23 protein-coding genes and 1 pseudogene are annotated in these 23,078 nt (G+C 59.9%); 13 read left to right on the top strand and 11 right to left on the bottom strand.

Going from position 1 to position 23,078, the window contains the following annotated elements; all coding sequences use genetic code 11:
• The first annotated feature begins 60 nt into the window (after nucleotides 1-60).
• The gene (locus KGB29_RS10755) at nucleotides 61-1,002 is read left to right on the top strand and encodes a LysR family transcriptional regulator (protein ID WP_150814869.1); all 942 of its coding nucleotides are present in this window, start codon (nucleotides 61-63) and stop codon (nucleotides 1,000-1,002) included.
• A gap of 46 nt (nucleotides 1,003-1,048) precedes the next feature.
• Here KGB29_RS10755 and KGB29_RS10760 read toward each other — a convergent pair whose 3' ends face one another.
• The 3 genes from KGB29_RS10760 to cysK form a co-directional block, all read right to left on the bottom strand.
• A complete protein-coding gene (locus KGB29_RS10760; protein ID WP_154946945.1) occupies nucleotides 1,049-1,912 on the bottom strand; it encodes a DMT family transporter in 864 nt (287 codons plus the stop codon).
• Between the two features lie 496 nt (nucleotides 1,913-2,408).
• Nucleotides 2,409-3,347 carry an aspartyl/asparaginyl beta-hydroxylase domain-containing protein gene (locus tag KGB29_RS10765; protein WP_223616402.1) on the bottom strand — a complete coding sequence of 313 codons (939 nt, stop codon included), beginning with the start codon at nucleotides 3,345-3,347 and terminating at the stop codon, nucleotides 2,409-2,411.
• 263 nt (nucleotides 3,348-3,610) lie between these two features.
• Complete coding sequence (cysK, locus tag KGB29_RS10770) at nucleotides 3,611-4,585, bottom strand: cysteine synthase A (RefSeq protein ID WP_090453716.1); 975 nt, start codon at nucleotides 4,583-4,585, stop codon at nucleotides 3,611-3,613.
• Nucleotides 4,586-4,714: 129 nt separating this feature from the next.
• Here cysK and KGB29_RS10775 point away from each other — a divergent pair, with 129 nt between their 5' ends.
• The 3 genes from KGB29_RS10775 (at nucleotide 4,715) to KGB29_RS10785 (ending at nucleotide 7,970) form a co-directional block, all read left to right on the top strand.
• Entirely contained in the window at nucleotides 4,715-5,788 is a 1,074-nt protein-coding gene (locus KGB29_RS10775) for a DUF748 domain-containing protein (protein ID WP_057715988.1), read from the top strand.
• A 146-nt stretch (nucleotides 5,789-5,934) separates the two neighbouring features.
• Nucleotides 5,935-6,780 (top strand): AAA family ATPase, encoded by an 846-nt coding sequence (locus KGB29_RS10780; protein WP_057715989.1) that lies wholly within the window; start codon nucleotides 5,935-5,937, stop codon nucleotides 6,778-6,780.
• An 11-nt stretch (nucleotides 6,781-6,791) separates the two neighbouring features.
• The gene (locus KGB29_RS10785; protein WP_008055445.1) at nucleotides 6,792-7,970 is read left to right on the top strand and encodes a vWA domain-containing protein; all 1,179 of its coding nucleotides are present in this window, start codon (nucleotides 6,792-6,794) and stop codon (nucleotides 7,968-7,970) included.
• A 103-nt stretch (nucleotides 7,971-8,073) separates the two neighbouring features.
• On the opposite strand, the gene KGB29_RS10790 is transcribed toward KGB29_RS10785, so the two are convergent.
• The 4 genes from KGB29_RS10790 to KGB29_RS10805 form a co-directional block, all read right to left on the bottom strand.
• Nucleotides 8,074-9,000: a biotin-dependent carboxyltransferase family protein gene (locus KGB29_RS10790; protein WP_154946946.1), complete on the bottom strand. Its 927-nt coding sequence runs from the start codon at nucleotides 8,998-9,000 to the stop codon at nucleotides 8,074-8,076.
• A complete protein-coding gene (locus KGB29_RS10795) occupies nucleotides 8,997-9,701 on the bottom strand; it encodes a 5-oxoprolinase subunit B family protein (RefSeq protein ID WP_154860798.1) in 705 nt (234 codons plus the stop codon). The genes KGB29_RS10790 and KGB29_RS10795 overlap by 4 nt, the downstream gene beginning before the upstream one ends.
• Entirely contained in the window at nucleotides 9,698-10,450 is a 753-nt protein-coding gene (locus KGB29_RS10800; protein WP_057715992.1) for a 5-oxoprolinase subunit PxpA, read from the bottom strand. Before KGB29_RS10800 ends, KGB29_RS10795 begins: the two co-directional genes overlap by 4 nt.
• Nucleotides 10,451-10,523: 73 nt before the next feature.
• Nucleotides 10,524-11,810 (bottom strand): MFS transporter, encoded by a 1,287-nt coding sequence (locus KGB29_RS10805; protein WP_154910882.1) that lies wholly within the window; start codon nucleotides 11,808-11,810, stop codon nucleotides 10,524-10,526.
• 146 nt (nucleotides 11,811-11,956) lie between these two features.
• Here KGB29_RS10805 and KGB29_RS10810 point away from each other — a divergent pair, with 146 nt between their 5' ends.
• From KGB29_RS10810 to KGB29_RS10820, 3 genes and pseudogenes are all read left to right on the top strand, one after another.
• A complete protein-coding gene (locus KGB29_RS10810; protein WP_154910881.1) occupies nucleotides 11,957-12,886 on the top strand; it encodes a LysR family transcriptional regulator in 930 nt (309 codons plus the stop codon).
• A 261-nt stretch (nucleotides 12,887-13,147) separates the two neighbouring features.
• Nucleotides 13,148-13,410, top strand: a pseudogene (locus KGB29_RS10815) (MFS transporter); the annotation flags it as partial.
• 14 nt (nucleotides 13,411-13,424) lie between these two features.
• A complete protein-coding gene (locus KGB29_RS10820) occupies nucleotides 13,425-15,536 on the top strand; it encodes a TonB-dependent receptor (RefSeq protein WP_150814874.1) in 2,112 nt (703 codons plus the stop codon).
• A gap of 44 nt (nucleotides 15,537-15,580) precedes the next feature.
• Here the strand turns inward: KGB29_RS10820 and KGB29_RS10825 are convergent, their stop codons facing one another.
• From KGB29_RS10825 to KGB29_RS10835, 3 genes are read right to left on the bottom strand one after another with little or no spacing between them, the layout of a single operon-like run.
• Nucleotides 15,581-16,123, bottom strand: coding sequence for a DUF2937 family protein (locus tag KGB29_RS10825; RefSeq protein WP_057715995.1), 543 nt, complete (start codon nucleotides 16,121-16,123; stop codon nucleotides 15,581-15,583).
• Between the two features lie 11 nt (nucleotides 16,124-16,134).
• Nucleotides 16,135-16,911 carry a class II glutamine amidotransferase gene (locus KGB29_RS10830; RefSeq protein WP_090453698.1) on the bottom strand — a complete coding sequence of 259 codons (777 nt, stop codon included), beginning with the start codon at nucleotides 16,909-16,911 and terminating at the stop codon, nucleotides 16,135-16,137.
• Nucleotides 16,912-16,944: 33 nt separating this feature from the next.
• The gene (locus tag KGB29_RS10835; protein WP_154860800.1) at nucleotides 16,945-17,442 is read right to left on the bottom strand and encodes an MFS transporter; all 498 of its coding nucleotides are present in this window, start codon (nucleotides 17,440-17,442) and stop codon (nucleotides 16,945-16,947) included.
• A gap of 215 nt (nucleotides 17,443-17,657) precedes the next feature.
• On the opposite strand from KGB29_RS10835, the gene KGB29_RS10840 reads away from it, so the two are divergent.
• Complete coding sequence (locus tag KGB29_RS10840; RefSeq protein ID WP_154946949.1) at nucleotides 17,658-19,712, top strand: S9 family peptidase; 2,055 nt, start codon at nucleotides 17,658-17,660, stop codon at nucleotides 19,710-19,712.
• A 208-nt stretch (nucleotides 19,713-19,920) separates the two neighbouring features.
• On the top strand, nucleotides 19,921-20,394 hold the full coding sequence (locus KGB29_RS10845) for a Crp/Fnr family transcriptional regulator (RefSeq protein ID WP_057715999.1): 474 nt from the start codon (nucleotides 19,921-19,923) through the stop codon (nucleotides 20,392-20,394).
• Here KGB29_RS10845 and KGB29_RS10850 read toward each other — a convergent pair.
• Nucleotides 20,391-20,681, bottom strand: a complete 291-nt coding sequence (locus KGB29_RS10850; RefSeq protein ID WP_057716000.1) for a hypothetical protein — start codon at nucleotides 20,679-20,681, stop codon at nucleotides 20,391-20,393. The two genes, KGB29_RS10845 and KGB29_RS10850, sit on opposite strands and share 4 nt — an antisense overlap.
• Nucleotides 20,682-20,776: 95 nt before the next feature.
• Here KGB29_RS10850 and KGB29_RS10855 point away from each other — a divergent pair, with 95 nt between their 5' ends.
• The 4 genes from KGB29_RS10855 (at nucleotide 20,777) to KGB29_RS10870 (ending at nucleotide 23,012) form a co-directional block, all read left to right on the top strand.
• Nucleotides 20,777-21,463 carry a spermidine synthase gene (locus KGB29_RS10855; RefSeq protein ID WP_154860803.1) on the top strand — a complete coding sequence of 229 codons (687 nt, stop codon included), beginning with the start codon at nucleotides 20,777-20,779 and terminating at the stop codon, nucleotides 21,461-21,463.
• Nucleotides 21,464-21,513: 50 nt separating this feature from the next.
• Entirely contained in the window at nucleotides 21,514-21,885 is a 372-nt protein-coding gene (locus KGB29_RS10860) for a YajD family HNH nuclease (RefSeq protein ID WP_007898702.1), read from the top strand.
• Between the two features lie 198 nt (nucleotides 21,886-22,083).
• Nucleotides 22,084-22,554: an RNA methyltransferase gene (locus tag KGB29_RS10865; protein WP_007993783.1), complete on the top strand. Its 471-nt coding sequence runs from the start codon at nucleotides 22,084-22,086 to the stop codon at nucleotides 22,552-22,554.
• 80 nt (nucleotides 22,555-22,634) lie between these two features.
• Nucleotides 22,635-23,012 carry a DUF2892 domain-containing protein gene (locus KGB29_RS10870; protein WP_154910877.1) on the top strand — a complete coding sequence of 126 codons (378 nt, stop codon included), beginning with the start codon at nucleotides 22,635-22,637 and terminating at the stop codon, nucleotides 23,010-23,012.
• Nucleotides 23,013-23,078: the final 66 nt, after the last annotated feature.

Genomic DNA, 23,078 nt, shown 5'->3' on the forward strand with positions numbered 1-23,078 from the left:
GCTGGCAACGCCTGGCATTTGTTGTCAGGCTTGCCACAGTCCTTCTTTCGAGCACGGCCAATGACCCGAATTCCTGATGCCAATGTGATCCACAGTCGACTGCGCCTGCGCCAACTGCGGTTGATGCTGGCGTTGCAGGAATTCGGCTCGTTGCGCCGCGCCGCCGACCACATTGGCATGACCCAACCGGCTGCGACCAAAATGCTCCATGAAGCCGAGGACCTGTTGGGCGTCGAGCTGTTCGAGCGTCTGCCCCGGGGCATGCGCTCTACCCCGTTCGGGGAAACGGTCATCTACTACGCGCGTATGGTATTCGCCGAACTCAGCGGCATGCGTGAAGAACTGGTCGCTCTCGAATCCGGCAACCTTGGCCGGGTCGCGGTCGGGGCCATTCCGGCGCTGGCCTCGGGGCTACTGACCCGCACCATCGCCACCTTGAAACAAAGTCACCCGCGCTTGTCGATGAGCATTCAGGTCGACACCAGCGACGTACTGGTGCAGGCACTTTTACAGGATCAACTGGATATCGTGCTGGGGCGGATTCCGGCCGGTGCCCGGGCCGAAGAGCTGCTGTTCGACAGCCTTGGCGAGGAAGCTCTGTGCGTGATTTGCGGCGCACAGAATCCATTGGCGAAGGCCACGCAACTGAGTTGGGCCGAATTGCAGAACATGACCTGGGTGCTGCAACAACAGCCCAGCCCGATGCGCGCGATCATCAACCAGGTATTCCACAACGCGCGGGTCGACATCCCGAGCAGCATCGTCGAAACCACGTCGATCATGACCTTGCTGTCGTTGATCCAGCAGACCGACATGCTCGGCGTCACACCGCTGTCGGTGGTCGAGGATTATCCGGGTCGGGATTTGCTCGCGGTGCTGCCGATCAAGTTCGAGGCGCGACTGCCGCCTTTCGGGCTGATCACCCGGCGCCATCGCATTCAGTCTTCAGCGATGCAGGCGTTCATGAATTCGGTGCGGGCCGAGCATGCACTGGCCAAATGATAAAGGCCCGGAGCATTGCTCCAGGCCTTCTCGGGTTTACCCGCAATTACACGGTTTTACGGAAGACGAACACCAGACCGACAATGATCAGCAGCATGCCGAACAAGCTCAACATCGCCAGGCGATTGCCGAAGATCAGATAATCCATCACCGCCGTTACCGCTGGCACCAGGTAAAACAGGCTGGTGACATTCACCAGATTGCCTTGAGCAATCAAGCGGTACAGCAACAACGTTGCCAGCACCGACACCACCAGCCCCATCCACAACACCGGCAGGATGAAACCGCTGCTGTGCTCGAAGTGAAACGGCTGGAAGGGTACGAAAATCCCGCACAACAGCAGTCCGGCCAGATACTGCACCGGCAGTGTGCCGAGGGGATTGTCGGTGATGCGTTTCTGCATGATCGAACCGAACGTCATGCTCGCCAGCGCCAGCAGACCGAAGAGCATGCCCGCCAAAGACATGCCGGCCAAACCGATGCCCTGGTAAACCACCATGATCAACCCGGCCAAGCCTAGCGCCAGACCGAACATCCGGCTTATTGATCGGTGCCGCTCCATGATCACTACGGTGAGAATCGGCTGCACGCCCATGATGGTCGCCATCACCCCGGGCGTGACTTTAAGGTCCAGGGCCAGCAGATAGAAAATCTGATACGCCCCCAACAACACCACGCCGGTGACCATCGCATACAGCATCGGTTTGCCGCCCTTGGGCAACCTCAGCTTGAGCAACGGCACCAGCAACACCAGGCCGCCCAGGGCGATGACGAAACGGAACATCAGGAAGGCAAAGGGCGACGCGTGGGCCAGCCCCCATTTGGAGAAGATCGCCCCGCTGCTCCACAGCAGAACGAACAGGCTCGTGGACGCCGCCGCGAGCGCGGAGTTTTTCGAAAGGACAAACATGAATACCACCTGTAGTCAGGCAAAAAGCCAACTCAGCCGAAGCTGAAATTCAGTCGTTTTTTTCAGGCGGGCGCTTTTTCAGACGTGCTTGGGAACAGCAGAGAGCAGCTGTTCAGCCCGAAATGCCAACGCCTGGCGGTGAGACCACCGCGCACACTGGTGTGCGACTGACAGGAGGGGGGTAATGACTGATCTGCCCCGGCTGCTGATTCCCGCACGGCACGACGCCAGCGTTGACCGCTGAATCGACTACCGCGTTGATGAGGGATGCAGGCATTGGGCTGATCTTTGTTCGAGGGATAAAAAAGTGAGTCCGAAACTCACCGTGCGCCGACTATAACCAGCGTTCGACATGGATTGCAACGACTCGACCAAAAGGCCAGCTACGACAGTCGGTACAGAGTCTGCATTGTGCGGTTGGAGGGGTATTCAGGGATTGCGCGAAAACCTGTAAAAACCGCTCACAACGAGCGGTTCTTTTATTCTGTATCCAGCGTTAGCCAAACAACCAATACCCCAACAACATCAGCACCAGCACCGCCAGTACCGGACGCAGTACACGGTAGGCCTTGGGATTGCGCCGCTTCCATTGCTTGACCACACCACTGAGTTTATCGCTGGAGTTCTTGCTCCAGGCATAGACCCGGTTGATGCCTCCCACTCGCTCGTCATCAAGGTTCTGCGGTGCCGTCGCACGACCTAGCCAGGCGCTGATACTGCGATTGATGCGGGTCATGAAGCGATTGCTCAGCGGACGTTCGATATCGCAGAACAGTATGACACGGGTCTTTTGCGTTTCATTCTTGACCCAGTGCACGTAGGTCTCGTCGAACATCACGTCTTCACCATCGCGCCAGGCGTAAACCTGACCATCGACAAAGATGCGGCAACCATCGGAATTGGGAGTGGACAGGCCCAAGTGATAACGCAGGGAACCGGCAAACGGATCGCGATGCGGATTGAGGTGGCTGCCGCCCGGCAGTAGCGCGAACATGGCGCCTTTGACGCTGGGGATGCTGTTGACCAGTTGCACGGTTTTCGGGCACAAGGCTTCGGAGGAAGTCAGCGGTTTGTCGTACCACTTGAGATAGAAACGCTTCCAGCCCTTCTTGAAGAACGAGCCAAAGCCGGCGTCGTTGTTCTTTGCCGCCGCGCGGATATACCCCTCGTCGAACAAGTGCATCGCTTCGTCGCGAATCACCTCCCAGTTGTCCTTGAGTACATCAAGTTCCGGGAACTTGCTGCGATCCAGATACGGTTTCGAAGGTACACCGGAAAACAGGTACATCAGGGCGTTATAGGGGGCGAACAGTGCCGAATGGTTAACGAACTGGCGCAAAACCGGCAGGCGCGTCTTGCCGCGCAAATGCACATAGAGGGTGCTACCGAGAAACAGCAACAACAACGAGGCTTTCGCGGCAAACGACGGGATCATCGACAACTCCTTTGAAGATAAACGGCACCGCACCACGTCCATTGCCCGACGTGGCTACCAGCATGATAAACACTACCGCCCCGGTGAAAACCTGCACTTTTCAACATTCAATGTTAATGAATGTGCAACAAAGCACTTATTAACATAAGGTGCCTGAACGCTGGCTGATGCAATCCATCATCAACCGGAACAGATCAATGGATCGCAACCAGCGATAACGCCTCAACCGTCAGCGCCAGTCACGATCCGCCAATATCTGGCACTTACTGGCGATTCTCCTGTTCGGTAAACAGATCACTGAACAGCATGCTCGACAGGTAACGCTCACCGGAATCCGGCAAGATCACGACAATGGTCTTGCCCTGCATTTCCGGGGTCTCCGCCAGTCTTACGGCCACCGCCATGGCGGCGCCGCTGGAAATCCCGCACAAGATTCCCTCTTCCTGCATCAAGCGCAAGGCCATGGCCTTGGACTCTTCGTCACTGACCAGTTCCACCCGATCGACGATCGACAAATCGAGGTTCTTCGGCACAAAACCGGCACCGATGCCCTGGATCTTGTGCGGGCTCGGCTTGATTTCTTCACCCGCCAGGGCCTGGGTGATCACCGGCGACACCACTGGCTCCACCGCCACCGAAAGTATCGGTTTGCCCTGGGTGTTCTTGATATACCGTGAAACCCCGGTGATGGTTCCACCGGTTCCGACACCTGCCACCAGCACGTCGACCGCGCCGTCGGTATCGTTCCAGATCTCCGGGCCGGTGGTTTTTTCGTGGATGGCCGGGTTGGCCGGGTTGTCGAATTGCGCCGGCATGAAGTACTTCGACGGGTCGCCGGCAACGATTTCACCGGCCTTCTCGATGGCGCCTTTCATGCCTTTGGCCGGCTCGGTCAACACCAGTTCGGCGCCCAGTGCCTTGAGTACCTTGCGGCGTTCGATACTCATGGACGCCGGCATGGTCAGCATCAGCTTGTAGCCACGGGCGGCGGCCACGAAGGCCAGGCCGATGCCGGTATTGCCGGAGGTGGGTTCTACGATGGTCATCCCCGGCTTGAGTTTGCCGCTGCCCTCGGCATCCCAGATCATGTTCGCACCGATCCGGCACTTGACCGAGTAACCGGGGTTGCGCCCTTCGATCTTGACCAGGATGGTCACACCACGCGGCGCAATACGATTGATCTGCACCAGCGGCGTATTACCGATGGAGTGGGCGTTGTCAGCGAAAATGCGGCTCATGGCTGGGTCCTTAACGACAGCATTGAAATAGGGCATCAAGGTAAGCCTCTTGCCCGCAGGCGTCCAGTCGGGTCGAACGTCCGCTTATCAGTGCAGTCAATGGCTTTAGACAGCCAGAGATTTGCCGCCATGAAACGTCGATACAGCTGGCCCCTGTGGACCCTCGCCGGCCTCGGTCTGCTGCTGGTTGCCTTGCACATTGCCCTGCCCTACATCGTGCGCGATTACCTCAACGAGAGATTGGCGAACATGGGTGACTACCGCGGCCAGATTACCGACGTGGACCTGGCCCTGTGGCGCGGCGCCTACAAAATCAATGGACTGAAAATCGTCAAGGTCAATGGCAAGGTCCCCGTGCCTTTCGTCAATGCGCCATTGATTGACCTCTCCGTCAGCTGGCACTCGCTCTGGCATGACCACGCAGTGGTGGCCGAGGCGCAGTTCGACAAACCCGAGGTCAACTTCGTCGATGGCGCCAACAAGCAAAATTCCCAGACCGGCGAGGGTACCGACTGGCGAGCACAATTAGGCAAGCTGCTGCCCATTACCCTGAACGAAGTGCGGATCAACGACGGCAAGATCAGTTTTCGCAACTTCAACTCCAAGCCACCCGTGAACATGAATGCCACAAAAGTGGATGCCAACATCTACAACCTGACCAACGTGGTCGACACCAAAGGCAAGCGTGATGCGCGCTTCGAAGGCAAAGCCCTGCTGCTGGGGCACGCACCACTGGAAACCACAGCCACATTCGATCCCTTGAGCGACTTCGAAGACTTCGAGTTTCGCTTGCGCACCACGGATATCGAGCTCAAGCGCTTGAACGACTTCGCCGCGGCCTACGGCAAGTTCGACTTCAACGCCGGCCATGGCGACGTGGTGATCGAAGCCTCAGCCAGCAAGGGGCGACTGACCGGCTATATCAAGCCATTGCTGCGCGATGTTGACGTGTTCAACTGGCAGCAGGATGTGCAAAGCGAGGACAAAGGGCTATTCCGCTCGATTTGGGAAGCCCTCGTCGGTGGTACCGAGACCGTCTTGAAAAACCAGGGCAAAAACCAGTTTGCGACACGGGTCGAGCTCAAGGGTAATGTGCATCAGCAAGATGTCAGCGCATTCCAGGCTTTTTTACAGATTTTGCGCAATGGTTTCATCCAGGCATTCAATGCGCGGTATGAACGGCCAAAGCCGGATGCAGGCTGAGTCACCAAGTGACGCCCCATTCAGAGACTGAATAAGCCGTCTGCGTTCACAGTCGACCGGACACCGCGTTATAGTCGGGGCTGACTCTTTTATTGCTCCCCCGCCCTGCCTCGTACAGGTCGGCGTTACCGTTCGAGGATTAGCAGATGAAGTTCGAAGGCACCCAGGCCTACGTCGCCACCGATGACCTGAAGCTGGCGGTCAACGCCGCCATCACCCTGGAGCGGCCGTTGCTGGTCAAGGGCGAACCGGGCACCGGCAAGACCATGCTCGCCGAGCAACTGGCCGAATCCTTTGGCGCCAAGCTGATCACCTGGCACATCAAATCCACCACCAAGGCCCACCAGGGCCTGTACGAGTACGACGCGGTCAGCCGCCTGCGCGATTCGCAGCTCGGCACGGAAAAGGTCCACGACGTTCGCAACTACCTGAAAAAGGGCAAGCTCTGGGAAGCCTTCGAATCCGAAGAACGAGTCATCCTGCTGATCGACGAAATCGACAAGGCCGACATCGAATTCCCGAACGACTTGCTGCAAGAACTCGACAAGATGGAGTTCTACGTTTACGAGATCGACGAGACCATCAAGGCCAAAAAACGTCCGATCATCATCATTACCTCCAACAACGAAAAAGAGCTGCCGGATGCGTTCCTGCGCCGCTGCTTCTTCCACTACATCGCTTTCCCGGATCGCGTAACGATGCAGCGGATCGTCGACGTGCACTACCCGGACATCAAGAAAGACCTGGTCAGCGAAGCGCTGGACGTGTTCTTCGACGTACGCAAGGTGCCGGGCCTGAAGAAGAAGCCTTCGACCTCCGAGCTGGTGGACTGGCTGAAGCTGTTGATGGCCGACAACATCGGCGAAGCGGTGCTGCGCGAGCGTGATCCGACCAAGGCCATCCCGCCGCTGGCCGGTGCGCTGGTCAAGAACGAACAGGACGTGCAACTGCTGGAGCGTCTGGCGTTCATGAGCCGTCGCGGCAGCCGATAAGGGTCAACGCCATGTTGCTCAACCTGTTCAATGAAATGCGTGCAGCCAAGGTGCCGGTCTCGGTGCGTGAGCTGCTGGACCTGATCAACGCGCTGAAACAACGCGTGACCTTCGCCGACATGGACGAGTTCTATTACCTGTCCCGGGCGATCCTGGTGAAGGACGAAAAGCATTTCGACAAATTCGACCGGGCGTTCGGTGCCTACTTCAATGGCCTTGAAAAACTCGACGACCACTTGCAGGCCTTGATTCCCGAAGACTGGCTGCGCAAGGAATTCGAGCGTTCGCTGACCGACGAAGAGCGGGCGGCGATCCAGTCCCTGGGTGGCCTGGACAAGCTGATCGAAGAGTTCAAGAAACGTCTGGAAGAACAAAAGGAACGCCACGCCGGTGGCAACAAGTGGATCGGCACCGGTGGCACCAGCCCGTTCGGTTCCGGCGGTTTCAACCCGGAAGGCATTCGGGTCGGCGATGCCGGCAAGCGCCAGGGCAAGGCGGTCAAGGTCTGGGACCAGCGCGAATACAAGAACCTCGACGATTCGGTCGAGCTGGGCACCCGCAACATCAAGGTCGCCCTGCGGCGCTTGCGCAAGTTTGCCCGACAGGGCGCGGCCGAAGAGCTGGACATCGACGGCACCATCGACCATACCGCCAAGGATGCCGGCCTGCTGAACATCCAGATGCGGCCGGAGCGGCGTAACACCGTCAAGCTGTTGCTACTGTTCGACATCGGCGGCTCGATGGACGCCCATGTGAAGATTTGCGAGGAGCTGTTCTCGGCCTGCAAGACCGAGTTCAAGCATCTGGAGTACTTCTACTTCCACAACTTCATTTATGAATCGGTGTGGAAGAACAACATGCGCCGCACCTCCGAGCGTACTTCGACCATGGACCTGCTGCACAAGTACGGCGCCGACTACAAAGTGATCTTCATCGGTGACGCCGCCATGGCGCCCTATGAAATCACCCAGGCGGGCGGCAGCGTCGAGCACTGGAACGAAGAAGCCGGTTACGTGTGGATGCAGCGGTTCAAGGAGAAGTACAAGAAACTCATCTGGATCAACCCGTATCCGAAGGACACGTGGGGCTATACCTCTTCGACCAACATCGTGCGGGACTTGATTGAGGACCAGATGTATCCGCTGACCCTTCGCGGGCTGGAGGAAGGGATGCGGTTTCTGTCCAAGTAGAAATTCGTCGCCTGTGGAGGCCTCTTCGCGAGCAAGCCCGCTCCCACATTGGTTTTGTGCACGACACAGATCAAATGTGGGAGCGGGCTTGCTCGCGAAGCTTTTAGCCTTTCAAAAAGCGCTGCAAGTACTCGACCTGTTCACGATGAGCGACATCCTGCACCACCGGCCGCAACCGCACCCGCGCCCCTGGCAGGCACTGCGCAAGCCGCGCCAGCGCCAACGGTGTCAATGCCCCCAATCGCGGATAACCACCGATGGTCTGCCGATCATTGAGCAACACAATCGGCTGCCCGTCAGGCGGCACTTGCACCGCCCCCAACGGAATACCTTCGGAAATCATCGGTTTGCCCTGGTACTGCAGCGCCGTGCCCAACAGGCGAATGCCCATCCGGTCGGCTCGGCTGTCAAGACTCCACACGCTGTTGAACGCATCGAACAGACTCTGCCCGCTGAACTCGCCAATCTGCGCACCCAGCACCAGATCCAGCAATGGCTCGCCGGTGAAGTCCGGCACGCATTGGCTTGGCAACTCCCGCAGCAATACCAGCGAGTTCCCCGAGTAGCTCAAGGACGCGCCTTTACCCAGCGCATGGCCCATTCCGTCCAGGCCACCCAGTTCCTCACGGACCACCGTCGCGCTGCTGCCCAGCACTTTCGGTGCATCAAACCCACCCGGCGCCGCCAGATAGGCCCGGGCGCCGAGTAGCGGCCGGGTGAATTGCAAACGCTGACCTTTGTGCAACCTGAAACTGCGCCATGGCGCCAGCGCTTCGCCGTCCACCTGCGCGCCAAGATCCGCTCCGGCCAAGGCCAGCACGCAATCTTCCTCGGCCGCGAGGGTGAATCCGCCAAGGGTGATTTCGATTACCGGCGCATCCAGCCCGTTGCCCAATAGCCAGTTGGCCCAGGACATCGAACGCCAATCGGCGGCTCCGCCCTGGGTCACGCCCAGATGCCGCACGCCGAATCGACCGGCATCCTGCAACAGGCACAGCGCCGTACTCGCTTCAATGGTCAGACGGCTCATGCCTGGGCCTCCAGTGGCGTATCGTCACCGCCCAGATTAATGAATTCGGCATGGCCAACTGCTTCGAACCGTACGGTGTCACCGGGTTGCATCAGGCTGTAGCCGTCACGGTTGCGATCGAACAATTTGGCCGGTGTGCGGCCGATCAGGTTCCAGCCCCCCGGCGACACCACCGGGTAGGCTGCCGTCTGCCGTTCGGCGATGCCGACACTGCCGGCGGCGACTTTCTTGCGGGGCGTGTTCAGACGCGGCGCGGCAAGCACCTCTTCCACCAGCCCCATGAAGGCGAAGCCCGGCGCAAAGCCCAGGGCAAACACCTGATATTCACGCTCGCAGTGACGACGGATCACCTCCTCCACCGCCAACCCGCTGCGTTGCGACAACAGGCTCAATTCCGGACCGACGCTCAAGTCGTACCACACCGGCAACACATGGCAGGTACCGCGCGTACGCGCATTGGGCGACAGATCGATCAACGCCTGGGCAATCAATTCCCGGGCCTGGGCAGGACTCAGCGCGGTCAAGTCGTAATGCACCATCAAGGTGGTGTAGGACGGCACCAGATCGATCAGATGCCCGGCAAATGCCGTGCGCAGACTTTCACTGGCCGCCAGCATCCACGGCATGTTGGTTTCGGCAATTTCATCGAACAGGCGCACCATCAGGCAGTCCAGCGCCACCACTTCCACCCGCAGCTTCATGACGCGCTCTGCCGGTTCAAGGCTTCACGGATGCGTTGCACGGCAGCGACCGAACTGGCGTTGTCGCCGTGCACGCACAGGGTATTGGCCTGCAAATGCAGGGCGCTGCCATCGCTGGCAGTGAGCGGATCGCCACGGGCAATGGTCAGCGCCTGCTCGATGATTTTTTCCGGATCGTGATGCACCGCTCCCGGCAGTTGTCGCGACACCAGTCTGCCGGCGCTGTCATAAGCGCGGTCGGCAAAAGCCTCGAACCACAGGGTCACGCCGTATTCATCGCCCAGTTGTTGGGCGGCGCTGTTGTCGCGGGTGGCCATCAACATCAACGGCAGGTTGCGATCATAGGACGCTACCGCTTGCAGCACCGCGCGCAGTTGTGCCGGGTTGGCCATCATGTCGTTGTACATCGCGCCATGGGGTTTGACGTAACTGACACGACCGCCCTGGGCCCGGCAGATGCCGTCGAGGGCGCCGATCTGGTAATGCAGAATGTCTTGAAGTTCCTGGGGGGCATAGGCCATGGATCGACGGCCGAACCCCACCAGGTCCTGATAGGCCGGATGCGCGCCAACTTGCACACCGTGGCTGAGGGCCAGGCTGACGGTCTTGCGCATGATGCTCGGGTCGCCGGCGTGAAAACCGCAGGCGATGTTGGCGCAATCGATGAAGGGCATGATTTCCGCGTCCAGACCCATGGTCCAGCTGCCGAAACTCTCGCCGATGTCGCAGTTCAATAGCAGGCGGCTCACACTGAACACTCCTGTAGGCTTTATTCTTTTCAGCTGCGGGACATATCTGTAAGACAGCCCCGCAGATTATCAGTTACTGGGCGTCGAGTTGCTTGCCACGGGTTTCCGGCAAACTCAAGGCCGCGAGGATCACCACGCCGTAGGAAACCGCCGCAAAGGCACCGATGCCTACACTCAGCGGCACAGTCTGGCTGAGCAGGCCAATCAACAGTGGAAACAACGCCGCCAGCGCCCGTCCGATGTTGTAGCAAAAACCCTGGCCCGAACCGCGAATGCGCGTGGGGAACAACTCGGTCAGGAATGCACCCATGCCACTGAAGATCCCGGAGGCAAAGAAGCCCAGCGGAAAGCCCAGCCACAGCATCACGCCGTTGCTGACCGGCAGTTGCGTGTACAGCAACACAATGGTGAACGAGCCGACGGCGAACAGGATGAAGTTCTTTTTACGTCCGAGGATGTCGGTCAAATAGGCGCTGATGACATAACCCACGTAGGACCCGACGATCACCATCGCCAGATAACCGCTGGTATTGAGTACGCTCAAACCACGCTCGTTCTTCAGGAAAGTCGGCAACCAGGAAGTGATCGCGTAGTAACCACCCAGCGCACCGGTGGTCAGCAACGAAGCGCGAATCGTGGTGAAGAGCATGCCGGGGGCGAAAATCTCGTAGAACTTCGACGGGTTGCTCGGCTCCTGCCTGGCTTTGGCTTCACGATAGATTTCCGGGTCCTTGACCAGGCGACGGACGAATATCACGAAGATTGCCGGCACGATGCCGAGGATGAACAGCGCGCGCCAGGCGTCTTCCGGTGGCAATACCGAGAACAGCAGCGCATACAGAATCGCCGTCAACCCCCAACCCAGCGCCCAGCCGGACTGCACCATGCCCACGGCCTTGCCACGGTCCTTGGCTCGAATGACTTCACCGATCAGCACCGCGCCGGCCGTCCACTCGCCGCCGAAACCGAAGCCCATCAGGGTCCGCGCAATCAGCAGTTGCTCGTAGCTCTGGGCAAAGCCGCAGAGGAAGGTGAAGAAGGCAAACCACAACACCGTCAGTTGCAAGGTGCGCACACGACCGATGCGGTCGGACAGAATCCCTGCCACCCAACCACCGATGGCCGAAGCGATCAGTGTACTGGTATGAATCAGCCCGGCTTGACCGGTGGTGATGCCCCACATGGCGATCAGGGTCGGCACCACGAAGCTGAGCATCTGGGTGTCCATGCCGTCCAGGCCATAGCCGATCTTGCAGCTCCAGAAGGTGCGGCGTTCCTGCTGATTGATGTTGCGATACCAGTCGAAAGGTCCCGGGCGGGCCGAGGCTTTCGAAATGGCAGTGGTGTCGGGCGCACTCATGGCAAATCTCCGCGCTGATTTTATTGGTATTGTTCTGAGCCCCGACGACGCCTATCGTGGGAACCGGATGCGTCGATTTTTGGACGCGCGCCCCTGCTGCGTCCAACTAATAAAAACCCGCCTTAGACATAAGAAATCTTTATCCCATGAACCTGAAGTTTCTCGAGACCTTTGTCTGGGTCGCCCGACTCAAGAGTTTCCGCCTGACCGCCGACAAGCTCTTCACCACTCAGGCCTCGATTTCCAGCCGCATCGCAGTGCTTGAAGGTGAACTCGGGGTAAAGCTGTTTCTGCGTGACTCGCGCGGTGTGAGCCTGACGCCCGAAGGCCTCAAGGTGCTTGATTACGCCGAGCAGATGATGGACACCATGCAGGCGCTCAAACAGTCGATCGAGACCCGCTCGAGCAAGGCCGGGCGGGTGCGCATCGGCGTGATGGACACAGTGATCCATACCTGGCTCAGCCCGTTGGTGGCGCAGATGACCGATCACTACCCGCTGGTGGAAATCGAGCTGGTGGCCGATACCTCGCTCAACCTCTGCGATCAGCTGCAAAAAGGCTTTCTCGATGTGATCCTGCAGACCGACCTGCTGCGCCAGGAAAGCGTGCGCAGCCTGGAACTGGCCAGCCACCCCATGGGCTGGATTGTCGCCAGCAACTCGATCTACAACCGAAATTACACGAACGTCGCCGAACTGGCGCGTGAGCGGATTATCACTTATTCGAAAAACTCCCATCCACATCAGGAAGTGCTGGCGCTGATGCAGGCCAATGGCGTCATGACACCGCGACTGAACTGCGTGAATTCGGTGTCGGCCATCACCCGTTTGTTGCGCGACGGCTTCGGCATCGGCGCATTGCCACCGGTGCTGGTGGCCGAGGAACTGGAGCGGGGGGAATTGACCTTGCTGGCCATCGACCAACGCCCGCCCAACCTGCAAGTGGTGGTGTCATGGCGGGTCGGCGCGGAGTGGGTCGAGGAGATCGTGACGTTGTGCCAGCACGTGGTGGAGAACTATGCGCAGAAGGTGGGCGAGCACTACATGGTCTTGAGCAAACCCCTGGCCAGCCTCTGAAAAGGAGCGCCCCACAGCACAACAAGCAATTACTATCATTTGCATTAATATTTTGAAAATGTATTCTCTGCGCGCATTCAGCTAAACCACTGTCCAGAAGGAATCGGACTTGATGCGCGCTTTCACGCAAAGACAGCAGCAACTGCTCTCACACTGGAGCGAAGCCTTCGGCACTCAGGCCTTCCAGTCTCGCCGCATCACCCCCGACCATTTGAGCTATGCACCGGCGCCCGCCGCGCTGCGCTGCTTCCAGCATCTGATCCCGCTTATATCTTGCGTCTCATCGAGAGCGTTGCCTGGCTCTGCGCCTTGACACTGGCGGCCACGGCGCTGGCTTACGAATGGCTGGGGGTTCTCGTCTCCGGGGCATCTGGCAAGGCGCACTGTTCCCCATCACCTAGGCACTGATCGCCAACACCGTGTTTTCAAGCCAGCAGGGTTTTGCCCTCGGGATCCGCCGGGTGCGCTCATTCACCTCCACATCCGGCCCCGCAAATTTGCCTAGCCACACTTATCACGACTAAAAAAAGACCACCTCATGACCCGAACCAAACTTTCCTTGCTGATTCCGTTGCTCGGCTCCGTCAGCGTCCAGACCTGGGCCGAGGACAGCGACCAGCAACCCGGCACATTGAACATGCAAGCCACCGTCGTTTCCGCGACTCGCAGCGAAGCGAGCATTGCCTCGATTCCTGGCTCGGTCCAGGTGATCGACGAGCAACAGATCCGCGAGCAGAGTGGCGCGGGGCGTCGGGTCTCCGACATTCTGGGGCAACTGGTTCCCGGACTGGCGCCGTCCAGCGGCGGGATGAGCAACTTTGGCCAGACCCTGCGCGGGCGCAACATGCTGGTGTTGATCGACGGCGTGTCGCAGAACGCCACGCGTGACAACTTCCGCCAGCTCAACAGCATCGCGCCGGCCAGTATCGAACGCATCGAGGTGGTTTCCGGCGCCAGCAGCATTTACGGTGCCGGTGCCTCAGGCGGCATCATCAACATCATCACCAAGCGCAATCAGGGTCAGGACCTTGCCTACAGCAGCAAACTGGGCCTGACCAGCGGCAACAACCTCAACAGCAAGGGTTTCGCCTACGAGGCCTTTCAGAGTGCGACCGGGCGCAAGGATGCCTTAGACTGGTACGTGTCCGCCGACCTGACCCAGCGCAACGACCAGTATGACGGCAACGGCAATCGCATCCCTCAGGACACGTCCCAGGGCAGCAACATGGACACCGAAACCTATGACCTGCAAGGTCGTTTCGGTTACGAACTGGATGCCGACAAAAAACTCAGCCTGTCGCTGCAGGACTACAAGGATCAGCAGGACACCGGCTACACCAAAGACCCGAAAAACCCGCAGCAAGCCGTGGCGGTCCAAGGGCTGAAACTTGATGACCAACCCTATACCCATAACCAGGCGGCCAACCTCAACTACACCGACAACGACTTCTACGGCCAGGGCCTGCAACTGGAAAGTTACTGGCGCCGGGCCGACGCGTTGTTCTTCCCGGACCTGTCGCGAGGCAAGGCCGGGATCGCCGACAATAACAGCGTGCAGGATGTCTACGGCCTGCGTGCGGCCATCGACACGCCGTTGCCGGCCATCGGCAGCGCCACAGGCAACCTGGTCTGGGGCGCCGACTATGATCACGAACGCTCCCGCCAGCGTGGTGACCAATACACCCTCAAAGGGCTGACCTACACCAAGACCGGCACCACTTACGAGATGGGCCCGGATATCGAAACCACCACCAAGGCGCTGTTCGGGCAGATGTCCTGGGACATCGGGGACTGGACCTTGCGTGGCGGTGTGCGCCGCGAATGGATCGAAAGCGAGGTCTCCGACAGCATCGCCTACGGGCAGATCGTGCAGACCGGCGTACGCGCCGTCCTGCCCGGTGACACCCTCAAATACGACGCCACGCTCTATAACCTGGGCGCGGTCTATCACCTGAGTGAGCATCAGGACGTCTTCGCCAATTTCAGCCAGGGCTTTTCGCTGCCGGACATCCAGCGCTTCCTGCGTGACGTGAGCAGCACCTTCGACATCCAGAGCCTCAACGCCCAGGCCATCAAGGTCGACAGCTATGAGCTGGGCTGGCGCGGTGACTGGGACCGGTGGCAGGCCGACGTCACCGTCTATGAAAACACCTCGGACGTGACCCAGTTCTACGATGCCAATAGCCGTGTCTTGCGTCTGATCAATCAGAAGGAGCGGGTTCGCGGCATCGAAAACAGCCTGACCTACCGCGCAACCGATCACTGGTCGGTGGGTGGTACCTATGCCTGGGCCAAGGGCGAGACCCAGCAGAACGGGAAATGGATCGATCTGCCGGCAACACGTATTTCACCGGCCAAGACCACGCTATTCGTCGGCTACACCGAAGACGACTACAGCCTGCGCCTGCAAGGCATGCACCTGTCCAGTTACGACGCTGCGGCCAAGGACAACAACGGGCGCGACATCGAAGGCTATACGCTGGTGGACCTGCTCGGCTCCGTGTACTTGCCGGTCGGTCGCCTGGAAGGCGGGGTGTACAACCTGACCAACCGCACGTACGTCAACCTGTTCGCCCAGGCCAACGCCAAAGCGCCATACCCCAACGCCGAAGGCCGTACCTTGAGCATGAGCTATTCGATAGATTGGTAATCAACCGAGGAGCCGGCTTGCCGCCTCCTCGACGTTCGACGGGGTTACAAACCGCGCAAATCCCGCTCTTCGATCGGCCGGCTCTGGCGCAGACGCTTGCCGCCCAGCACCACCCAGTCGATCAGTCGGAACAGGCACTCGATCCCGAACGACAGCAGCAAGGCGCCGCTCATGCCCCAGACCATCGCTTCGGGCGTCAACAGGATCTGGTAGCTGTAGCCATTCCAGGTTTCCTTGCGGATATCCGGATCGGCGGCCAGCACCACTTGCAGGAAGCGGATGTACCACGGGCCCTGCATCGCCTGGAATTGCTTGTCCAGCGCCACCTGACGGGTCAGCAGGTTGCCCAGGCTGTCGGCGTCGCTGCGAAAGATCGGGTCTTCGCTGGCGCGGTAATGCGCGACCAGAGCCTGCATGTCACCCTTGAAGAACTGATTGGCGGTGTTCTGGAAGCCGCTCAGACTGGCCTGCGCCTCGATCAGGTGGGCCTCGACCCGTTTGGTGTAATCGCTGATGAAGCCCGGTACCTGGACACCGATCAACAGGCCCGCCGCAAACAACACCAGCCGTAGATAACTGAGCAACATGCAAGGAGTCCTTATTCGGTCTGGCCCTGGCTGACACATTCGCCGCGTCGCCACAGGCTCCATTGACCCGGTTCGTAACGGGTCCAGGTTTCGTTTTCGGTCAGGGGTTCGGTGGCGATGACGGTCACCACATCGTTAGGCGTGGTTTCGGCCTGAAAGTCGACGATCACGTCGACATCTTTCAAGCGCGCCGGGCCAAACGGTGCACGACGGGTGATTTGCGCCAGCTTGGTCGAGCAATAGCAGAACAGCCAGTCACCGTCGCTGAGCAGGCAGTTGAACACGCCTTTGCTGCGGTATTCGGCGCACGCTGCCACCAGATCAGGCAGCAGCTCTTCGACCTCGACCGGCTCGGGGAACGCCGCACGCACACGGTTGAGCAAATCGCAAAACGCTGCTTCGCTGTCGGTATCGCCGACCGGGCGATAGAAACTGGCCACTGGCTGGAAGTCCGCCAACTGGCCGTTATGGGCAAAACACCAGTTGCGCCCCCACAGCTCACGGACGAACGGATGCGTGTTGGACAGGGAGACCTTGCCGACGTTGGCCTGGCGGATGTGCCCGATCACCACTTCGCTCTTGATCGGATAGCGCTGCACCAGGTTCGCGACCTCCGACTCGCAGCTCGCCGCGGGGTCCTGGAACAGCCGTAGCCCACGGCCCTCATAGAAGGCAATGCCCCAGCCATCGCGGTGCGGGCCGGTGCGTCCGCCGCGCTGCATCAGCCCGGTGAAGCTGAACACGATATCGGTCGGGACATTGGCGCTCATGCCCAATAACTCACACATGCTCGGACTCTCGCTCAATCGCAGGGGGCAAGGTTACAGACGGGGTTCGACTCGCATCCGCTGAGGAGTGCTCGGCACGGGCGGACGACCGTAACGATCATCGCCGGCACCGCCGAACGGTTGATCGTCCTCGGGCTCGTCGGCACGGACGGCGGCTTTGGCGGCGGCAGCCTGTTCCCTGCGGGCATTGGAGGCACGCTCGATGGGGAAACGGATCGCCACCAGCACCAGATAGAAGCCGAACGCGATCATGCCGTACATGAACAGATCGGAAATCGCCCGCCAGGCGTTGTTGCCGACCTTGAACAGCAGGTCGAGCGCGGTAATGGCGAGAGCCGGTGCGACTTTATCCTTGACCGGGTCGATGATGGTCGGGCTGAACAGCAGCACGACCATCGCCAGCCGTAGCGGCTCACGCAGCCAACGCCACATCCAGCGGGTCAAGCGCATCCACACCAACAGGCAGCCCAAAGCGGCGAAGGCGTAGAGGCCCCAAGCGATCAGATAGTCGTTCTCGGTCATGGTGTCCATGGCAAGGCAGGCAAAGAGGCGCTTATGATAACGGCTTTTCGCCCATCAGGCTGCATCAATGCCTGACTGTTGGGCGCTATCCATGTGGGAGCGGGCTTGCTCGCGAATGCGGCTTATCATTCAACAATGATATTGACTGACCCAACGCCTTCGCGAGCAAGCCCGCTCCCACAGGTTGCCAAGCCCCTATTCCGTACACTGCTCGAGAGCCCTTCATGCCCCTATCCGCCAACATTCACGACGCTCCGATTGCCCACAAGGCTGAAGGCTCCGACCCGTATGCCTGGCTGCAAGAGCGCGACACCGAGGCAGTGCTCGACTACCTGAAAGCCGAAAACAGCTATCAGCAAGTGCAAACCGCCGACCAGGCCGCATTGCGCGAAACCCTGTTCCAAGAGATCAAGGGGCGGATTCTCGAGACCGATCTGTCCCTGCCCTCGCCATGGGGCCCCTATCTGTATTACACCCGCACCACGGCAGGCGATGAGTACGCCAGGCACTACCGCTGCCCGCGTCCGGCCGATGACAGCCTGACCCTCGACGAAAGCCGCGAACAACTGCTGCTGGACCCCAACGAACTGGCCAAGGGTGGTTTCTTTTCGCTCGGGGCGTTCAGCATCAGCCCGGACCACCAGCGTCTGGCCTACAGCATCGACTCCAGCGGCGAGGAGATTTACACGCTGTTCGTGAAGGAATTGTCCGACGGCCGTGTCAGCGAGCTGGAATTCCAGGACTGCGACGGCAGCATGACCTGGGCCAACGATAGCCTGACGCTATTCTTTGGCGAACTGGATGACACCCATCGTCCGCACAAGCTGTATCGCTATCGACTGGACGGTACGGCGGCCGAAGAAGTGTTCCATGAGCCGGACGGGCGCTTCTTCATGCATTGCTACCGTTCCAGCTCCGAGCAGCAATTGCTGCTGTCCGTGGGCAGCAAGACCACCAGCGAAGCCTGGGTGCTTGACGCCAACCAACCGCAGCACGCCTTTGCCTGCATCGCGCCACGGGTCGAGGAGCATGAGTACGACGTCGACCACGGCGTACTCGACGGTCAATGGACCTGGTTCATTCGCAGCAACCGTGACGGCATCAATTTCGCCTTGTACACGGCCGTCGATACCGGCGCCGCGCCCACCGAAGCCGACTGGCAGAACCTGATCCCCCACAGCGACACGGTGATGATCGACGGCATCAGCCTTAACACCGGGGCCATGACCCTGAGCCTGCGGGTTGGCGGCTTGCCGGTCATTGAAGTTCACCCACAAAGCCTGGCGCCTTATCGTGTGCAACTGCCGGATGCGGCCTACAGCCTGCACGTGCAAAACAGCCTGGAGTTCGAAAGCGACCGGATTCGCCTGCGCTACGAAGCGTTGAACCGTCCGGCGCAAATCCGCCAGCTTGAACTGGCGACCGGCGAGCAGAAAGTCCTCAAGCAAACCCCGGTGCTCGGCCCGTTCGATGCCGACGCCTACGTCAGCCAACGCCTGTGGGCCACTGCGCCGGACGGCACGCAAGTGCCCATCAGCCTGGTGATCAAGCGCGCAGACCTGGGCAAACCCGTGCCGCTGTACCTCTACGGCTATGGTGCCTACGGCGAAAGCCTCGACCCATGGTTTTCCCACGCGCGCCTGAGTCTGCTGGATCGCGGCATGGCGTTTGCCATTGCCCACGTGCGTGGCGGCGGCGAACTGGGGGAAGCCTGGTATCGCGCCGGCAAACAGGAGCACAAGCACAACACCTTCAGCGACTTTATCGCCTGCGCCGAACACCTGATCGCCCAAGGCTTCACCACTGCACCGCAGTTGGCTATCAGTGGCGGCAGCGCCGGTGGCTTGCTGATCGGCGCGGTGCTCAACCAACGGCCGGAGCTGTTTGGCGCCGCCATCGCCGAAGTGCCGTTCGTCGACGTACTCAACACCATGCTCGACCCTGATCTGCCATTGACCGTGACGGAGTACGACGAGTGGGGCAACCCTGAAGAGCCGGACGTCCATGATCGGATCAAGGCCTACGCCCCGTATGAAAATGTCACCGCGCAAGCTTATCCGGCCACCCTGGTGATCGCCGGTTACAACGACAGCCGCGTGCAGTATTGGGAAGCGGCCAAGTGGGTGGCGAAATTGCGCGCGACCAAGACCGACAGCAATCCCCTGCTGCTCAAGACTGAATTGGGTGCCGGGCATGGTGGGATGAGCGGTCGATATCAGGGATTGCGTGACGTAGCACTCGAATATGCATTTTTGTTCAAGGTTTTGGGCATGGCCTGAGGAACCTGGCGCGGCGTGCCGGTCTTAATTGCGTACACCGGCAGCCGATACAACACAAAACCCCTGTGGGAGCGGGCTTGCTCGCGAAGGCGGTGTGTCAGTCAACATCTCTGCTGAATGTTACGGCCCCTTCGCGAGCAAGCCCGCTCCCACAAGGGATTTGCGGTGAATTCAAGTCAGCGACAATCACAAAAAAGACCGTGACGACATGTCTGAACCAACCTTTCTGAACAACGAAATTCGCGACTGGCTGATGGATTGCGGCCTGTTCAATCAACTGCAGCCAGCCGACTTCGCCGCGGCTTCGGGCTACTTCAGTATCAGCACCATTGCCCAGGGCGAGGAAATCTTCCAGGAGGGCGATGCCGGCAGTTTCATGTGCATCATCCATACCGGTCAGGTGGCGGTGCAGAAAACCAACGCTGACGGGCAGCGAGTCACCATCGCCACGTTGCGCAGCGGCCGCTCGTTCGGTGAAATGGCCGTGCTCGACGGCGAACGGCGCTCGGCCAGTTGCGTGGCCGCAAGCAACTGCCAGTTGCTCAACCTGGGCAAGGACTCGCTGGAAAAGATGCTCAACGACGCACCGAAAATCGCCGCCAAGATCATCCGCGCCCTCGCCGTTTCCCTTTCCAAACGACTGCGCATGGCCGACGGTCAACTGCTTTCGCAGCAGGTCTAGCCGCCCGGCGATTTGGTTTTCGGCGGATTGGGCTCCAGGCCCGGTATCGGCTGGTCCTTGATCGGCGGGCTGGGCATTTCAATCGGCACCAACGGCGGACCGCTACTGCCGGGGCCGACTTTAGGCAAAGGCGCCGGGCTGATTTGCGGGTACGGCGTGGGCGTCGCGGTGCCGGGCGAACCGGGTATCGGCGCGGGGCTGACGGGAATCGATTGCAGCTGTTGCGCCTGCACTGCAGTTATCGAGAGCGCGGCCAGGGCAATGACCGTTAGAATGGTGCGCTTCATCAATGGCTCCGTTGGCCTTGTCGTCATAAACAGGCTACTCCCAACTGCGTCTGTTTGCCCTCCCGAGTTCTGCCAATTTTCTTCAAGTGAGCCCCATGAAACGTTTCGTTCTGCTGGACACCACCCCCATCCCTGAAAACGGCGGCGCCCTGTGCCTGTTCGAATACGGCGAGGATTTTGTCATCAAGATCCAGGGCGGCGACGGCGGACAATTGATGAACACGCGCATGCACGGCTCCGAAGATGCCCTGGCCGAGATCCCGTGTCGCAAGGTCGCCGGCCGGCCGGGTTCACGGGTGCTCATCGGCGGCCTGGGCATGGGTTTTACCCTCGCTTCGGCGCTCAAGCACCTGGGCAAGACTGCCGAAGTGGTGGTCGCTGAATTAGTGCCTGGCGTTGTGGAGTGGAATCGCGGGCCACTCGGCGAGAAAGCCGGAAACCCGCTTCAAGACCCGCGGACCGTGATTCGCATGGAAGACGTGGCCAAAGTCCTGCAGGCCGAGCCACAGGGTTTCGATGCCATCATGCTCGACGTCGACAACGGTCCCGAAGGTTTGACCCAGAAAGCCAACAGCTGGCTCTACTCCGCCGCAGGCCTCAGTGCCTGCGCCAAGGCCCTGAGACCAAAAGGCGTGTTGGCCGTCTGGTCGGCCAGCGCTGACCGGCAGTTTTCCGACAAACTGAAGAAGGCGGGTTTCAAGGCCGAGGAAGTGCAGGTCTTCGCCCACGGCAACAAGGGCACCCGCCACACCATCTGGATTGCCGAGAAGCTCAAGGGCTAGGCTAAACTTCACCCTATAACCGTCATTAGTCTTTCTACAAAGGTGAACCCATGAGTTCGTCCACCCCGACCAACACTTCGAAGCTGGATCGCATCCTCGCCGACAACCAGCGCGACAAGGAAATGGGCTACCGCGACAAGGCCCTGAAGATGTACCCGCACGTCTGTGGCCGCTGCGCCCGTGAGTTCTCCGGCAAGCGCCTGAGCGAACTGACCGTGCACCACCGCGACCACAACCACGACAACAACCCGCAGGACGGCTCGAACTGGGAGTTGTTGTGCCTGTACTGCCACGATAACGAGCACTCGCGGTATACCGACCAGCAGTATTTCGACGAAGGCTCGCTGAGCACGCCGAAAATTGCCAAGGCTACGCACAACCCGTTTGCTGCGTTGGCGGGATTGATGAAAAAAGAAGACTGAAAATCTTCAGCGCCCGAACTGCCCCCTTCGCGAGCAAGCCCGCTCCCACATTGATCCGCGTCCGCATGGGCTCCTCGGTCAACTGTGGGAGCGGGCTTGCTCGCGAAAACAATCGCCTCGACACCGCCAATCTCAAACCGAACACCCCCGCCCCATTCCCCGTATAATCCCGCTTTTTTCCCGAAAGGCACCCCGCTCGTGGCAGACAAACGGTACAGCTGCATTGGTTTGTATAACCCCAAATCACCGGAGAACGTCGGTTCGGTGATGCGCGCCGCTGGCTGTTATGGCGTGGCGTCGGTGTTCTACACCGGCAAGCGCTATGAGCGCGCCGCCGACTTCGTCACCGATACCAAGCGCGTGCACTACGACATCCCGCTGATCGGCATCGACGACCTGAAGAAAATCCTGCCCCTCAATTGTGTGCCCGTCGCCGTGGAACTGGTCGAGGGCGCCCGCCCGTTGCCGGAATACACCCACCCGGATCGCGCGCTCTACATCTTCGGCCCGGAAGACGGATCGCTGGATAAAGAGATTCGCGACTGGTGCGAAGACGTGGTCTACATTCCGACCACCGGTTGCATGAACCTGGCCGCCACGGTCAACGTCGTGCTCTACGACCGCATGTCCAAGGGGCTCAATACCCGCTCCGGGCCAAAATTCCGCTGAATCGCCACACATCCGATTGAACGAGCTGCCCGCCCAGGCTGTCAGTTTGACTATCGATCACTGAAGCCTGGAGACAGACCATGAGCGAACTCAAACCCGTCGAGCGTATCGAATCCACCCCGTTCCAGAGCCCTTCCGAGCAAAACGTGCAGGGCTGGGAACGCATTGGCTCCCTGGCCGGCGGCGTGGTGATGGTGGGCAAGGGACTGCGGCGTGGCGGGATCTTTGGCCTGGTCCAGGTGGCCATCGGCGGCGTGGCCCTGGCGCGCGGCATTACCGGTCACAGCTCGGCGAAAAGCCTGCTGGAGAAAAGCCGTCAGGACATGAACAACGTGCGGGCGAAAATTCAGCGGGCGGGTGAAGAGTTGAAGACGCTGAAGGCCAATGCCGAGGCGGCGACCAAAACCGCCAGCGTTACCGGCAATGACGCCTTGAAGTCGCCGAAAGCCGGGGTTTGATCCAGGAATTGCACCGAGGCTACCGGCCTCTTCGCGAGCAAGCCCGCTCCCACATTGGTTTTGTGT

It is taken from the genome of Pseudomonas sp. BF-B-30 (genome assembly GCF_019956305.1).
In the GTDB taxonomy this organism is placed as follows: Bacteria; Pseudomonadota; Gammaproteobacteria; order Pseudomonadales; family Pseudomonadaceae; genus Aquipseudomonas; species Aquipseudomonas jessenii.

Bases quoted from the DNA above. Each gene is read 5' to 3' on its own strand.
- KGB29_RS10755 (WP_150814869.1), top strand. From the start codon at position 61: ATGACCCGAATTCCTGATGCCAATGTGATCCACAGTCGACTGCGCCTG.
- KGB29_RS10760 (WP_154946945.1), bottom strand. From the start codon at position 1,912: ATGTTTGTCCTTTCGAAAAACTCCGCGCTCGCGGCGGCGTCCACGAGC.
- KGB29_RS10765 (WP_223616402.1), bottom strand. From the start codon at position 3,347: ATGATCCCGTCGTTTGCCGCGAAAGCCTCGTTGTTGTTGCTGTTTCTC.
- cysK (WP_090453716.1), bottom strand. From the start codon at position 4,585: ATGAGCCGCATTTTCGCTGACAACGCCCACTCCATCGGTAATACGCCG.
- KGB29_RS10775 (WP_057715988.1), top strand. From the start codon at position 4,715: ATGAAACGTCGATACAGCTGGCCCCTGTGGACCCTCGCCGGCCTCGGT.
- KGB29_RS10780 (WP_057715989.1), top strand. From the start codon at position 5,935: ATGAAGTTCGAAGGCACCCAGGCCTACGTCGCCACCGATGACCTGAAG.
- KGB29_RS10785 (WP_008055445.1), top strand. From the start codon at position 6,792: ATGTTGCTCAACCTGTTCAATGAAATGCGTGCAGCCAAGGTGCCGGTC.
- KGB29_RS10790 (WP_154946946.1), bottom strand. From the start codon at position 9,000: ATGAGCCGTCTGACCATTGAAGCGAGTACGGCGCTGTGCCTGTTGCAG.
- KGB29_RS10795 (WP_154860798.1), bottom strand. From the start codon at position 9,701: ATGAAGCTGCGGGTGGAAGTGGTGGCGCTGGACTGCCTGATGGTGCGC.
- KGB29_RS10805 (WP_154910882.1), bottom strand. From the start codon at position 11,810: ATGAGTGCGCCCGACACCACTGCCATTTCGAAAGCCTCGGCCCGCCCG.
- KGB29_RS10810 (WP_154910881.1), top strand. From the start codon at position 11,957: ATGAACCTGAAGTTTCTCGAGACCTTTGTCTGGGTCGCCCGACTCAAG.
- KGB29_RS10820 (WP_150814874.1), top strand. From the start codon at position 13,425: ATGACCCGAACCAAACTTTCCTTGCTGATTCCGTTGCTCGGCTCCGTC.
- KGB29_RS10825 (WP_057715995.1), bottom strand. From the start codon at position 16,123: ATGTTGCTCAGTTATCTACGGCTGGTGTTGTTTGCGGCGGGCCTGTTG.
- KGB29_RS10830 (WP_090453698.1), bottom strand. From the start codon at position 16,911: ATGTGTGAGTTATTGGGCATGAGCGCCAATGTCCCGACCGATATCGTG.
- KGB29_RS10835 (WP_154860800.1), bottom strand. From the start codon at position 17,442: ATGGACACCATGACCGAGAACGACTATCTGATCGCTTGGGGCCTCTAC.
- KGB29_RS10840 (WP_154946949.1), top strand. From the start codon at position 17,658: ATGCCCCTATCCGCCAACATTCACGACGCTCCGATTGCCCACAAGGCT.
- KGB29_RS10845 (WP_057715999.1), top strand. From the start codon at position 19,921: ATGTCTGAACCAACCTTTCTGAACAACGAAATTCGCGACTGGCTGATG.
- KGB29_RS10850 (WP_057716000.1), bottom strand. From the start codon at position 20,681: ATGAAGCGCACCATTCTAACGGTCATTGCCCTGGCCGCGCTCTCGATA.
- KGB29_RS10855 (WP_154860803.1), top strand. From the start codon at position 20,777: ATGAAACGTTTCGTTCTGCTGGACACCACCCCCATCCCTGAAAACGGC.
- KGB29_RS10860 (WP_007898702.1), top strand. From the start codon at position 21,514: ATGAGTTCGTCCACCCCGACCAACACTTCGAAGCTGGATCGCATCCTC.
- KGB29_RS10870 (WP_154910877.1), top strand. From the start codon at position 22,635: ATGAGCGAACTCAAACCCGTCGAGCGTATCGAATCCACCCCGTTCCAG.